The organism is Roseibium sp. MMSF_3544 (genome assembly GCF_030732845.1).
GTDB lineage: Bacteria > Pseudomonadota > Alphaproteobacteria > Rhizobiales > Stappiaceae > Roseibium.
The window spans coordinates 76,797-89,168 of record NZ_JASHKA010000003.1; the positions used below are offsets into that span (position 1 = coordinate 76,797).

At 59.3% G+C, this 12,372-nt stretch carries 13 protein-coding genes; 7 read left to right on the top strand and 6 right to left on the bottom strand.

Annotated features, from left to right (window positions below; translation table 11 throughout):
• Positions 1-60 precede the first annotated feature (60 nt).
• Genes RBB47_RS05095 through RBB47_RS05105 form a run of 3 tightly spaced genes read left to right on the top strand, consistent with a single transcriptional unit; the run spans position 61 to position 1,892 of the window.
• Positions 61-369: a hypothetical protein gene (locus RBB47_RS05095; protein ID WP_305984668.1), complete on the top strand. Its 309-nt coding sequence runs from the start codon at positions 61-63 to the stop codon at positions 367-369.
• Positions 356-715: an MmcQ/YjbR family DNA-binding protein gene (locus RBB47_RS05100; protein WP_305984669.1), complete on the top strand. Its 360-nt coding sequence runs from the start codon at positions 356-358 to the stop codon at positions 713-715. The genes RBB47_RS05095 and RBB47_RS05100 overlap by 14 nt, the downstream gene beginning before the upstream one ends.
• Positions 705-1,892 (top strand): nitrate/nitrite transporter, encoded by a 1,188-nt coding sequence (locus tag RBB47_RS05105; protein WP_305984670.1) that lies wholly within the window; start codon positions 705-707, stop codon positions 1,890-1,892. The genes RBB47_RS05100 and RBB47_RS05105 overlap by 11 nt, the downstream gene beginning before the upstream one ends.
• Before the next feature lie 514 nt (positions 1,893-2,406).
• Here the strand turns inward: RBB47_RS05105 and RBB47_RS05110 are convergent.
• Complete coding sequence (locus tag RBB47_RS05110; protein ID WP_305984671.1) at positions 2,407-3,537, bottom strand: DNA alkylation repair protein; 1,131 nt, start codon at positions 3,535-3,537, stop codon at positions 2,407-2,409.
• 105 nt (positions 3,538-3,642) lie between these two features.
• Positions 3,643-3,963: a hypothetical protein gene (locus RBB47_RS05115; protein ID WP_305984672.1), complete on the bottom strand. Its 321-nt coding sequence runs from the start codon at positions 3,961-3,963 to the stop codon at positions 3,643-3,645.
• Positions 3,964-4,060: 97 nt separating this feature from the next.
• Between RBB47_RS05115 and RBB47_RS05120 the strand changes: the two genes are divergently transcribed.
• Complete coding sequence (locus tag RBB47_RS05120; RefSeq protein WP_305984673.1) at positions 4,061-4,771, top strand: YafY family protein; 711 nt, start codon at positions 4,061-4,063, stop codon at positions 4,769-4,771.
• A 20-nt stretch (positions 4,772-4,791) separates the two neighbouring features.
• Here the strand turns inward: RBB47_RS05120 and RBB47_RS05125 are convergent, their stop codons facing one another.
• Genes RBB47_RS05125 through ugpB form a run of 4 tightly spaced genes read right to left on the bottom strand, consistent with a single transcriptional unit; the run spans position 4,792 to position 8,912 of the window.
• Positions 4,792-5,817 (bottom strand): ABC transporter ATP-binding protein, encoded by a 1,026-nt coding sequence (locus RBB47_RS05125; protein ID WP_305984674.1) that lies wholly within the window; start codon positions 5,815-5,817, stop codon positions 4,792-4,794.
• Positions 5,818-6,654 (bottom strand): sn-glycerol-3-phosphate ABC transporter permease UgpE, encoded by an 837-nt coding sequence (gene ugpE / locus RBB47_RS05130; RefSeq protein ID WP_305985002.1) that lies wholly within the window; start codon positions 6,652-6,654, stop codon positions 5,818-5,820.
• Between the two features lie 17 nt (positions 6,655-6,671).
• The gene (gene ugpA / locus RBB47_RS05135; RefSeq protein WP_305985003.1) at positions 6,672-7,553 is read right to left on the bottom strand and encodes a sn-glycerol-3-phosphate ABC transporter permease UgpA; all 882 of its coding nucleotides are present in this window, start codon (positions 7,551-7,553) and stop codon (positions 6,672-6,674) included.
• Between the two features lie 51 nt (positions 7,554-7,604).
• The gene (gene ugpB / locus RBB47_RS05140; RefSeq protein ID WP_305984675.1) at positions 7,605-8,912 is read right to left on the bottom strand and encodes a sn-glycerol-3-phosphate ABC transporter substrate-binding protein UgpB; all 1,308 of its coding nucleotides are present in this window, start codon (positions 8,910-8,912) and stop codon (positions 7,605-7,607) included.
• Between the two features lie 513 nt (positions 8,913-9,425).
• On the opposite strand from ugpB, the gene RBB47_RS05145 reads away from it, so the two are divergent.
• The 3 genes from RBB47_RS05145 (at position 9,426) to RBB47_RS05155 (ending at position 12,108) form a co-directional block, all read left to right on the top strand.
• The gene (locus tag RBB47_RS05145) at positions 9,426-9,998 is read left to right on the top strand and encodes an ImuA family protein (protein WP_305984676.1); all 573 of its coding nucleotides are present in this window, start codon (positions 9,426-9,428) and stop codon (positions 9,996-9,998) included.
• Entirely contained in the window at positions 9,967-11,418 is a 1,452-nt protein-coding gene (locus RBB47_RS05150) for a DNA polymerase Y family protein (RefSeq protein ID WP_305984677.1), read from the top strand. Before RBB47_RS05145 ends, RBB47_RS05150 begins: the two co-directional genes overlap by 32 nt.
• A gap of 519 nt (positions 11,419-11,937) precedes the next feature.
• Positions 11,938-12,108: a hypothetical protein gene (locus RBB47_RS05155; protein WP_305984678.1), complete on the top strand. Its 171-nt coding sequence runs from the start codon at positions 11,938-11,940 to the stop codon at positions 12,106-12,108.
• The last annotated feature ends 264 nt before the right edge of the window (positions 12,109-12,372 follow it).

Sequence of the window (12,372 nt, forward strand, 5' to 3'; positions counted from 1 at the left end):
GTTTATGCGAAATTTTGCAACAAATCTCCCGCAGAAATCAAATATGAGAGGACATTGCAAATGCCAATTCCCTATTCTCTGTTGAATCCGAACGCACCCAAACAGGACGACTTGCACGCCTGGAACGATCCGCGCCGGGATCTTTATCCGCACCACGCGGAATTCTGGCCCGAGGAGACCCCGGAACATGTCCGGTTCGAACTGGAGGCACGTGAGCTCCGCAAGCGCAAGCAAGCGGCCTGGCTTCGCGCTTTCTTCCGTTTCCAGTGGTTTACGGCTTGCAAGGCTTTCTGGAAAAAGCCACTTTGGCGATATTCGATTTTCGAGAATCCCATGGAGCCTGAAAAGCCAAACGATGACTCGCGATGAGTTCGACGCGTTCTGCCGCGCATTGCCTGCAACGACCCACGTCATCCAGTGGGGAAATGCCTCTGTCTGGAAAGTCGGCGGCAAGATCTTTGCCATCTGCTCGCGCTGGGGCGACGGCGACCATCAACGGATCGGCTTCAAGTGCTCGGACATGTCCTACGCGCTCCTGATCCAGCAGGACGGCATGATCCCCGCACCCTACCTCGCCCGCGCCAAATGGGTGCAGATGGAAAAAGAGGGGGCGCTGAGCGAAGAGGATCTGAAAGCCTATATCGTCGCCGCCCACAAGATCATCGCCGGCAAGCTCACCAAAAAAGCCCGGAAAGAGCTCGGCCTTGCAGAGTGAGTTCGCCGGCAAGTGGCGCTCTCTGTCACTGTTGATGATTGCGGAAGTGGCCGGCATGGGCCTGTGGTTCATGTCCGCAGCCATCTTGCCTGACCTGACGCGGGAATTCGACATTTCCGAAACACGTCAGGCGGCGCTCTCAAGCGCGGTTCAAATCGGTTTCGTGTTTGGTGCGCTCACCTCAGCGCTCCTCGGACTTGCAGACAGGATCGATCCGCGCCGGTTCTTTGCGTTCTGCGCCATTACCGCAGCGCTCTTCAACGCCAGCCTTCTGATCGTGGAGCCCGGAGGCGCCGTCTCCATTTTTGCCCGGTTCGCAACCGGGGTGCTGCTTGCCGGGGTCTATCCGGTCGGCATGAAGATTGCGGTCGGCTGGGGACAGAAGGACCGCGGATTTCTCGTCGGCACTCTGGTCGGGGCGCTCACGCTCGGCTCGGCCGCTCCGCATTTCCTGGCACTTCTGGGTGGTGCGGACTGGCGCTGGAGCCTGATCGTTGCCTCGATCGCCTCCGCACTTGGCGGCGTGCTTTGCCTTTTTGCTGGCCTCGGCCCCTTCCATGCCAAAGCCCCGCGCATGAAAATCAAGGCGATCTTCACGGCCTGGACCAACCGGAAAATCCGCTACGCCTATGCGGGCTATCTCGGACACATGTGGGAGCTTTACGCCATGTGGGCCTGGATCGGCGTCGCGCTCACCCTCTCGTTCGCAGCGCATATGCCCGAAAGCGAGGCCATTTCCCTCTCCCGCCTGATTGCGTTTCTGACCATCGCAGCCGGCGGCGTCGCGAGCGTTTTTGCCGGCATCGTTGCCGACCGGGTCGGGAAGGCCAATATCGCGATCCTGGCAATGGCTGTCAGCGGCACGGCCGCCATCGCCTCGGCGCTGACGTTCGGCGGACCGGTCTGGCTGACGATCTTCTGCGTCCTTGTCTGGGGCGCGGCAATCCTGCCCGATTCCGCCCAGTTCTCCGCACTCGTGGCCGACTATTCCCCACCCGACCAGGCCGGCAGCCTGATGAGCTTCCAGACCGCCCTCGGCTTCGCGCTGACCTTCTTCACCGTCCAGCTGACCCCGCTCGGGGCCGATCTGATCGGCTGGCCCGGCATGTTCGCCCTGATGGCCATCGGACCGGCGCTCGGAATTGTCGGGATGGTGCGGTTGAAGCGGATTAGTTGACGTTATCATGCCGCGAAGCACCGATCGTCATCCCGGACCCAGCGAAGCGGAGATCCGGGACCCACCCGTTTCCGGAGCGGTGCGAAAATGAGCGAGGGCATGAACATCTGGACCAGCAAGCTGACAGGCGAGTAGGCCCCGGATCTGCGCTGACGCTTGTCCGGGGTGACATTTGTAGAAAAGAAGCGCCTGGGTGATGGCTTTCGGCCGTACTTGATCTTGCCTTGCGGTCGCTATTCCGGTCAGGCGCAGGGTGCGCCGGAGTTGCCGGGACAATACAGCTGAACCGGACGGTCTGATGCAAGAACGAACCGACACGCTCGTCCTCATCCTGAGGAGGACCGTAAGGTCCGTCTTGAAGGATGGGCGGCGTACTCCTGAACAAGCGGCCCATCCTTCGAGACGCGCGCAAGCGCGCTCCTCAGGATGAAGCTTGAGAGAAATCCTGTTAGGCAGCATCCCTTGAGAGGCGTATAGGCACGCTCCTCGGTATGAGGCTTTGGTGGGAGTTCTGCTAGCGAGTATCCATAACCAGCTCAAACTCTGAATACCCGAAATCCTTGCCGTTGATCCTGAGACCGACCGCCTGGATACCACCGTAATGGACGCGCGTGGTGACGGGCTTGACCGCGAGTTCGCGGGTTAGGGAAACCGTTTCGCCCGGCGCGAGCGTTAGTTTCGTCCACTTGAACACTTTCGGTGCCAACTTGCCGTTGGCTTTCCTGAAGTGAAGGAGGCAGTCGATCACCAGATCCTGCGGTTCCTTGCCGCTCGAGGTCAGTTTCAAGTCAAATACAAGGGTCGTGCCAAACTGGACGACAGGCGTTTGAACAACCGGTCCCTCGACGCTGATCTCGGGCGGGTTGAGATCGAAAACTTTCAGCGTTGCCGGATGACCTTGCTTGATCAGCGAGCGGCAGGCGTGGCGGATCAGTTTTTCCCGGTTCTTGTCCGCATCCTTCAGCCAGCGCGTGGCGATTTCTGCCACCAGATCCGGATGATCCTTGGCAATGTCATTGAGGTGGTTGGCAACGGATCGGCGGACGTATTCTTCCGGATCATCCTTGAGGGCTTCCAGAAGCGGCAGGGTCGGTGAGGGATCCTCAACGAGGTTTTTCAGGCGTATGCCCCAGGGCAGACGCGGACGCGTTCCTTCCGAAACCAGACGGCGGACATGAACGCTCTCGTCCTCCACCCAAGGTGCCATGATGGCAAGCGCCCTTGTCTGGTCCTTTGCCAGAAACGGGCGGACGTCGAACTCCGCTGTCTGGCGCTTGGTCATTTCCTTCAAGATCGCGAAGGAGTTTTCAAAATCATCCAGTCCGCTGTCGGAAACGATCATCGCAAGCGGCATGATCCCCCAGCCGCGGATGCCCCTTTCGTCGCTTCCCCGGTCGAAGGCAACTTCGATTTCCGGATGAAGAAGCGCTTGAAGAACAGCAAAGCGCTCGGAAAGATCTTCGGGCAGATGTTTGCCTGTGACATCGGCAATGTGCCGCGCCCGCTCCTTCAGCTCCAAGTCATCCAGCCGGTCGAGGATCTCGGCTTCGTAGGCAGGTTTGTCGAATGTCTCCAGCTGCCGGGAGAGAAGGTCGGCCAGGCATTTTACGAGATTGGGAGAAATGTTGTTCTTGAACGGCTCCACGACAAACGCCCTTTCGCGGGTAAAACAGCAGTCTTTTCAGGTCCAAGCCTCCGCACCGGTTGGCCGGCACGGAGGCAGTTCAAAGTGCAATCAGCAGCTTTTTGCTCAAATGTATGTTGCAAGCGACCGATACATTGGCAACTCGGCATCCATGTCCACATCCGACAGATCCATCACCGAAAAGAACTCGGCGCAATCCGGTGACGTCCTTTCGGCCTCGACGACCTTTTCAGCATCGTCCCTGCTTTTGAATTGAACGATATCGAGATATTCACCTTCGGAGGTACGGACAAGCTCCCGGCGTAGGATGCCGTCCTGATGGCTGACGAACTTTTCCTGAAACCGTCTGGAGGCTTCAAGCAGATCCGTTTCGGTCTTTCCATGTGCCAGTTTGATGGGCGCAAGGACGGTGACTGGTTCAGACATATCTTTCTCCTGAAATTGTTGATGCCGGAACCCTATGGCTTAATATGACATTTTATGTCTTATTAATTTCATGCCGAGATCATCGATACACGAACGCATGAAACGCCTCGAGTTGATCAGTGCGCGCCTGAAGTCGGACGACGCCCTGACCGTTGCAGGCCTGTCTGCCGAATTCGGCGTGAGCAGCCGGACCCTGTCACGCGACATAGAGATCCTGAGGGACCAGGGCCTGCCGATCGAAGCCGACCGAGGGCGGGGCGGCGGTATCCGGCTGCACAGGACCTGGGGCATTGGCAGGGTCAATTTCAGCTATGCAGAAGCAATTGATCTTCTTGTCAGCCTTGCTGTTGCGGAGCAAATGAAATCGCCATTCTTCATGGCTGAGCTTGCCCCCATTCGCCGCAAGCTGCTCGCCTCTTTTTCACCCAGGCTCAAGACTGAGATATCGGACATCAAATCCAGAGTTCTGGTTGGGGAAGCCGCATCACACATGGTTCTGTCCGCGTTTTCCGCACCTCGCCCGGCCGTTGTCGAGGTTCTTCACCAGGCCTTTGTGACCCGTCACCAGTTGGCCATCACCTACAGGTCAATTGATGGCCAGACCACCAACAGAATCATCGAGCCGCACTATCTGCTCCTCCATAGTCCTGTCTGGTATGTTCTGGCGTTCGATCACCTCCGGAATGACGTCCGAACCTTCCGGTGCGACCGGATCGAAAAGGTCACTCTTGTCGAAGACAGGTTTCAGGTGATCAACATCGACAGGTTCGAAGCGACCCTCAAAAATCTTGACGTGATCGGCCCATAGGTGACCGTTCCTGGACGCAGTCAGGATCCGGATTGTCTCACGCGACTGCCATCTTCTGAGAAAATCATCTCGTCTTTCGCCTCCCAGGAAAGGCCGCAGCTTTCGCCCTCTTCCGGGATTGGCAAAGCGCCTTCCTGGCGCACGGTGACATCTTCACCATCGAGCAGTTTCAGGTGCACCAGCGTCTCGGCTCCGAGCGGTTCGGAATAGACAACTTTGCCGGCAAAGTCAGTCTCGGTTTGAGGCACGATCCGGATGTGTTCGGGGCGGATACCGACCTTCGCACCACCCTCAACACGCCGTCCAAGTTGGCCGGCATCCAGGAAGTTCGTTGGCGGCGATCCGATGAAACCGGCGACAAATTCCGTAGCGGGATCCGCATAGACATCCAAAGGCTTGCCAATCTGGTCGGCGACGCCGCTGTTCATCACGATCATCCGGTCGGCAAGCGTCATTGCCTCGACCTGGTCGTGAGTCACATAAAGCGATGTCACGCCAAGATCGCGCTGGAGCGCCTTGATCTCCAGGCGCATCTGAACACGCAATTTGGCGTCCAGGTTCGACAGCGGCTCATCGAACAGGAAGACGGCCGGTTTCCGGACGATCGCGCGCCCCATGGCAACACGCTGGCGCTGTCCGCCGGACAATTCGCGCGGCTTCCGCTTGAGATAAGGCTCCAGCTGCAGGATCTCTGCTGCATTCGCCACGCGCTTTGCAATTTCGTCTTTCGGCACCTTCGCGATCTTCAGGCCGTAGGCCATGTTGTCGAAGACACTCATGTGCGGATAAAGCGCATAGTTCTGAAACACCATCGCAATATCACGGTCCATCGGTTCGACGGAGTTGACGTTTCGGCCATCGATCTGAATGTCGCCGGAGGTGACGGTCTCAAGACCCGCTACCATTCGCAGCAAGGTTGATTTACCGCACCCCGAAGGCCCGACAATCACGATGAACTCTCCATCAGTGATATCTATGTCGACACCATGGATGACCTCTGTCTTGCCGTAAGACTTCCGGAGATTTTCAAGCGTAACAGTCGCCATTCACTTTTCACTTTCCACTAGGCCGCGCACGAACAGCCTCTGCATTCCGATCACCACGAGCACTGGCGGGATCATGGCCAGTATCGACGTTGCCATGATGACCGGCCAATCGGCGGTATCGTCGCCTGAGGGGAACATCTGCTTGATGCCCATCACGATCGTGTTCATGGAGGGGTCGGTGGTGATGAGGAGCGGCCAGAGATACTGGTTCCATCCGTAGATGAAGAGGATCACGAAGAGCGCGGCGATATTCGTCCGGCTCATCGGCAGAAGGATGTCGAAGAAAAACCGCATCGGCTTGGCACCGTCGACCCGTGCCGCTTCTGCAAGCTCGTCCGGAACGGTCATGAAGAACTGCCGAAACAGAAAGGTTGCCGTTGCCGACGCGATCAGGGGAAGGATCAGGCCCGAATAGCTGTTCAGCATACCGAAATTGGCGATCACTTCGTAGGTCGGCACGATCCGCACCTCGACCGGCAGCATGAGCGTCAGGAAAATCAGCCAGAAAAACAGGTGGCGTCCCGGGAACCGGAAATAAACGATCGCGAAGGCCGAAAGCAGCGAGATCGCAATCTTACCGATCGCAATTCCAAGGGCCATGATGACCGAGTTCATGAGCATCATGGCGACGGGAGCGTTCACACCCGAGGTCAATGCGCGTGTGTAGTTCTCGACGAGCTTGTCTCCTGGCAGAAGCGGCATCGGTGGCCGGACGATTGCCTGCTGTTCGACTGTCGAGGCGACGAACGCCAGCCAGATCGGAAAGAAGATGAAGGCGACGCCGATAATCATGCCCAGATGTGTGAGCCAAAGGCCGCCGCCGCGCTTTTCGACCATGCCGTCTTGCTGCGCCATCAGTAGTGGACCCTGCGTTCGATATATTTGAACTGAACCACGGTCAGGATTGAAACAATGACCAGAAGGATCACGGATTGTGCTGCCGAAGACCCCAGATCCTGACCGACGAACCCGTCGGAATAAACCTTGTAAACTAGGATCGTGGTGGCCTGTTGCGGCCCTCCGCCGGTAATCGTGTGAATGACACCGAAGGTCTCGAAGAACGCGTAGATGATGTTGACCACCAAGAGAAAGAACGTCGTCGGCGACAGGAGCGGAAAGACAATCGTGCGGAAACGCGTCCAGAAGCGTGCGCCATCAATTGCGGCCGCCTCGATCACCGATTTCGGGATTGCCTGAAGACCGGCAAGGAAAAACAGGAAGTTGTAGCTGACGCGTCCCCAGGCACTGGCAACCACCACAAGACCCATCGCCTCGCTGTCGTTCAGCACGTGGTTCCAGTCGTAGCCAAGAAGCCCGAGATACCAGGTCACAACACCGACGCGCGTGTTGAACATGAAAAGCCAGAGGACACCTGCGACGGCAGGCGCAACAGCATAGGGCCAGATGAGCAGCGTCCTGTAGGTGCCCGACCCCTTGATCAGCCGGTCGGCCAGAACAGCCAGATAAAGAGCGACACCCATCGAGACAACCGTGACAAGGGTCGAAAAGATCGCCGTTGTCACGAAGGAAGCCCGGTAAAAGGGATCCTTCAGCAGGAACTCAAAATTGCCGAGCCCCACCCATTGCATGGAAAGTCCGAACGGATCCGGAATGAAAAGCGACTGCCAGATCGCCTGGCCTGCTGGATAGAAAAAAAAGACTGCCGTTATGACAATCTGCGGGGCGATGAGCAGCAGCGGCAGCCACATGCCTTTGAAGGTGACGCGTTTTTCCATGGCAAAACCGTGTGCCACCCCGGTCTCCCGGGGCGGCACGTTGTCATGACGTTACTGTGCGGACTGTTCAAAGCGCCGCAGCAGAGCGTTGCCGCGTTCCACTGCCGAATCGAGCGCTTCCTGTGCGGACTTGTCGCCCGCCCACACACCTTCGAGTTCTTCGTCGATGATGCCGCGGATCTGGTCGAACGAGCCAAGCCGCAGACCTTTCGAGTTCGCCGTCGGCTCTTTCGCTGTCATCTGGATGACGGCGATATCCGTTCCCGGGTTTTGCTCATAGAACCCTTGCGAGCGGGTCAGGTCGCCGGCTTCCGCAGTGATCGGGAGATAGCCGGTGTCCTGGTGCCACTTGGCTTGGATCTCAGGGCTGGAGAGGAAGTCCATGAAGGCTGCGACACCTTCATACTCAGCAGCTTCATGGCCTTCGAGAACCCAAAGCGAGGCTCCGCCGATGATCGTGTTTTGCGGTTCGCTGGCAACCGCCGACCAGTAAGGCAGCGGACGCACTTCGAAATCAAACTCGGCTTCCGACTTGATACCGGCATAACCTGCGGAGGATTCTGTAAAGAGGGCGCATTCACCCGCACGGAAGTTCGCGCCACCTTCGTTGCGGCGGCCTGCATAGATGAATTTGCCGTCTTTCGCCCAATCACCCATTGCCGAGATATGAGCAACCTGTGCCGGGCTGTTGAACGCCAGCTCGGTATCGGTCCCGGCAAAGCCGTTGTCCTTGGTGGCAAACGGCGTGTCGTGGTAGGCGGAGAAGTTTTCAAGGTGGATCCAGCTCTGCCATGCGGTCGTCATCGGGCATTCGACTCCGGCTGCTTTCAGCTGATCGAGGACTTCACTCACCTGCTCCCAGGTCGACATATCGGTATCGGGATCGATCCCTGCTTCGGAGAGCTTGTCGCGGTTGACCCAGAGAACCGGCGTCGAGGAGTTGAACGGAAGCGAAAGCATGTTGCCGTCGGGCGAAGTGTAGTAGCCCTTCACCGAGCCGATATATTTCGACTGGTCGAAGCCATCGCCCATAACCTCGAAAACCGGCTTGATCGCACCCTTGGCACCCATCATGGTCGCGGTACCGACTTCGAACACCATCAGAATGTGAGGCTGCTCGCCGGCACGGAAGGCGGCAATGCCTGCGTTCAGGGTCTCGGAGTAGTTGCCCTTGTGGCTGGCAACGATTTTGTAGTCGGACTGGGACCCGTTGAAGGTGTCTACCTGCTCGGCAACCAATTCTCCCAAGCGGCCCGTAAAGGCGTGCCAGAAATCGATCTCGGTTTGCGCGAATGCGGAAGAGGTGCCCAGAAGGGCAGCCGCAGCGACAAAACCGGCTACTGTCTTACGATAAGCCATGTTCATTTGCTCCCACGTTGAAGGGCGATTCGCCCCGATCTGCAGTTGGTTTTCACGGTGCCGAAATGGCTTTGCCGACACCTGAAGCGATAACGCCTGCATTTCGTATTGTTTTCATATGAGCGTTATATGACGCTCATATGAACATTTAAACACGCCTCAGTCGCGTCAGCAATTGAGAACAAATTTATTTTGCACCGGTCCGCCGGATCGTTGCTCGAAGCGGCAATTTTCATTGGCCGCGAGGTGAATATGCCTCGAATTCTGCTCGTCTCTTCGCCCTGGAGAAAGTGTAAGCTGCTTTTGTATTTCTTCGGAGTCGCTTGTGTGAAAGTTTGGTGACGCGCAGATAGCGGTGTAAATTTGCGCCTGCCTTCTCGCTGTCCGGGATCTGTGGGCAAACAGAAAACTGACCCGGTTCAAGCTCAACCCGTAACCGGGACCGTGTTGTGCCTGTGCGGCGGAAAGCTATACTCAGCTCATATTTCAGCCAGAACAGTTCGCCGGAAATTCATGTCCCTGCCCTTTGCCACCGCCTATCCGCTGAAACGAGCGCGCGCCCATGAAGTGTGCGGCGACGGCGGGCTGGCCTTTGCCGCCATCACGGCGGGTCAGGCTCCTGGTGCGGTGGTCTGGATCTCGGAACGCTGGCGGCCGGTGGTCAATCCGGAAGGTCTGGCGCCCTATTGCGATCCGGGCAAGCTTCTGGTCACGCGCACCGACAGCCAGCTTAATGCCCTTGCCAGTGCCGAAACGGCTCTGCGGTCCGGTGCCGTTGGCCTTGTCGTTGCGGAAATCACCGGCCCGATCGGCCTGACGGAAGGCAGAAGGCTGCAGCTTGCCGCCGAAACCGGGGGCACGACGGCCCTCCTTATGATCCCCAATGGCGGCGGCAGCAATGCAGCCGAAACCAGATGGCACTGCACCGGCACCTCCCCCCAAAACGCACCTCGTCAAAATGACCATGACTCGACTCACTGGCAGTGGTCACTTATAAAGAACAAAATAGGAACATTGTCAGAATGGGTGGTCCGTTGGGATGCAGCGGCGCGTCGTGTCATTGTGGTTTCCGAGGCTGGCGGCTGAGCGTTCGCTCCGCGCCAATCCCGTTGACGCGCCCTTTGCACTGACCCTGTTCGACCGCAATTCGGAACGTATCCACGACCTTTGCCCGCGCGCGGAAGGCACCGGGCTCAACCGGGGCATGACGCTGGTTCATGCCAGGAGCTTCTGCCCGGGTCTTCTGACCCGGCCTGCCGACCCGAAAGCCGACCAGCGCTTCCTGCGCCTGCTCGCCCGGTGGGCGACCCGCTACTGTCCCTGGGTCGGGTTCGACGGGCGTGACGGCCTCTTCCTCGATATCACCGGCTCGGCACATCTGATGGGCGGCGAGGAACCGCTTCTGGACGATATGCGCGCCCGCCTTGCCCGGGCCGGTCTCTCTGCCCGGCTGGGTCTTGCCTCCACGCCGGGCACCGCCTGGGCACTTGCCCGTTTTGCCGAGGGGATTGCCCAGCCGGGCGAAAATCTTGCGCGCATCGGCCGCCTGCCGCTGGCCGCGCTGCGTCTTGCCGATCAAACCTGCACCAGCCTGGAGCGGCTTGGCATTGCCACCGTATCCGAGCTTTACAACCTGCCGCGGGCAACCGTCGCACGGCGCTACGATCCGGAGGTGCTGCGCCGTCTCGACCAGGCGCTCGGTGCCATTCCCGAGCAGATCTCCCCCTTGAAGGAAGATCTCAGCTTCGCCGTGCGCATGACCTTGCCCGAACCAATCGGCCTCGTTGACGACGTCATGGCCGGGGCGGAGCGGCTGATCGGCCATCTGTGCGAACAGCTCGACGCTGCCCAGAAGGGTGCGCGCAGCCTGAAACTGACCTTCCGCCGGGTCGACCAGGAAGGCCAGTCGGTCGAATTGCGCCTGGCCCGGTCAATGCGCGACGGCGACCGGATTCTCGCCCTGTTCGAACGCGGGGTGAGCGCAGTCGATGCGGGCTACGGCATCGACATGATCCGCCTGGAGGCAACACAGGTGGAAGAGCTCGGTCCGCGCCAGCTCACACCATCGCAGACACTTGAAAAGGACAGCCTCGCCGATCTCATCACCCAGCTCGGCAACCGGATCGGGCTGGAGAACATCCAGCGCTTTGCCCCCGTCGACAGCCATATCCCGGAGCGCAGCTTCAAGCTGGTGCCGGCCGCCTACAGCATGCCGGTCCGCTCCTGGCCCAACCGGCGCCCGCGTCCCTTGCGTCTGTTTCCGCCCGAACCGATCACCGGTTCCGGCTCCCGTCCGCCTGGCCGCTTCCGCTGGCGTGGCCGGGCGCTGACGACGCTGACGGCAGAGGGCCCGGAGCGGATCACGCCCGCCTGGTGGGAGGGCGACGACGACTGGACCAGGGGTCTGCGCGACTACTGGCGCGTCGCCACCGGCCAGGGCCAGCGCCTGTGGCTGTTCCACACGCCGCAGAACCCTGGCTGGTATGTACAGGGGGAGTTCGGCTGATGCCTGTTTATGCCTCACCGCCCGCACATTGCCGTCCCGGCCCTGAGCCGGGACCATTGCGCGGCCTGCCTGCAAGAGGCCCCGGCTCAGGGCCGGGGCGGCGCGGAGGGAACCGCACCCCTGCGCGACCGCCTTACAAAACCCTCATCCTGAGGAAGCGCGCAGCGCTGTCTCGAAGGATGGGCAGCAGGTTCAGAGCCGTGTGGCCCATCCTTCGAGACGGACCTGAAGGTCCTCCTCAGGATGAGGTCTTTCAATTCGGCAGCGTGAAAAAAGACCCTCGGCCGATACATTCTGCCCGGCCCCAACCTTCAACGGTCATCCCCGACTTGATCGGGGATCCAATTCACGGGTTCACAAAGCGGATACTCTGTGCAAGGCACGGTCAAACCGAGAGGCCTTTGGTCAAAGTGCCGTCTCTGGAAACGAGTGGATCCCCGATCAAGTCGGGGATGACACGGAACAATACTGCCGTCCCGGACCTTCCGGCATCCTCTCTTTCTTCTCTAGGAGCGGGATATGTCAGCGGCAATGTCTTTCTTCGTCATCCCGGCCTTGAGCCGGGACCGGGGAGGCACAAACGCATCGGCTTTTTATGTTGCCCGAACAACGCACGCCGGTTCCCCGATCCCGGATCTGCGCTTTGCTGCGTCCGGGATGACGATGGAGAGAAAGAGGCAGTTCGGCTGATGTTTCTTTCTGCTCCTCCTTCCTCTCCCCCACTGTCATCCCGGACAAGCGCAGCGAGATCCGGGACCCACTCGTTTCCAGAGCCGTTCGCTGGAGGGCAGCGAAGCGGACATAACTGCCTGATCTTGCACGCAGACAGGCGAGTAGGCCCCGGATCTGCGCTGACGCTTGTCCGGGGTGACACCGGTGAGAAAGGGATAGCCCACCTGATCCGGACCCGGGCGGGATCTTATCCTCAAACCACCCTCATCCTGAGGAAGCGCG

What these genes read in the sequence shown, in the direction of transcription:
- RBB47_RS05095 (WP_305984668.1), top strand. Translation starts at nt 61, where the DNA reads ATGCCAATTCCCTATTCTCTGTTGAATCCGAACGCACCCAAACAGGAC.
- RBB47_RS05100 (WP_305984669.1), top strand. Translation starts at nt 356, where the DNA reads ATGACTCGCGATGAGTTCGACGCGTTCTGCCGCGCATTGCCTGCAACG.
- RBB47_RS05115 (WP_305984672.1), bottom strand. Translation starts at nt 3,963, where the DNA reads ATGTCTGAACCAGTCACCGTCCTTGCGCCCATCAAACTGGCACATGGA.
- RBB47_RS05120 (WP_305984673.1), top strand. Translation starts at nt 4,061, where the DNA reads ATGAAACGCCTCGAGTTGATCAGTGCGCGCCTGAAGTCGGACGACGCC.
- RBB47_RS05125 (WP_305984674.1), bottom strand. Translation starts at nt 5,817, where the DNA reads ATGGCGACTGTTACGCTTGAAAATCTCCGGAAGTCTTACGGCAAGACA.
- ugpE (WP_305985002.1), bottom strand. Translation starts at nt 6,654, where the DNA reads ATGGTCGAAAAGCGCGGCGGCGGCCTTTGGCTCACACATCTGGGCATG.
- ugpA (WP_305985003.1), bottom strand. Translation starts at nt 7,553, where the DNA reads ATGGAAAAACGCGTCACCTTCAAAGGCATGTGGCTGCCGCTGCTGCTC.
- ugpB (WP_305984675.1), bottom strand. Translation starts at nt 8,912, where the DNA reads ATGGCTTATCGTAAGACAGTAGCCGGTTTTGTCGCTGCGGCTGCCCTT.
- RBB47_RS05145 (WP_305984676.1), top strand. Translation starts at nt 9,426, where the DNA reads ATGTCCCTGCCCTTTGCCACCGCCTATCCGCTGAAACGAGCGCGCGCC.
- RBB47_RS05155 (WP_305984678.1), top strand. Translation starts at nt 11,938, where the DNA reads ATGTCAGCGGCAATGTCTTTCTTCGTCATCCCGGCCTTGAGCCGGGAC.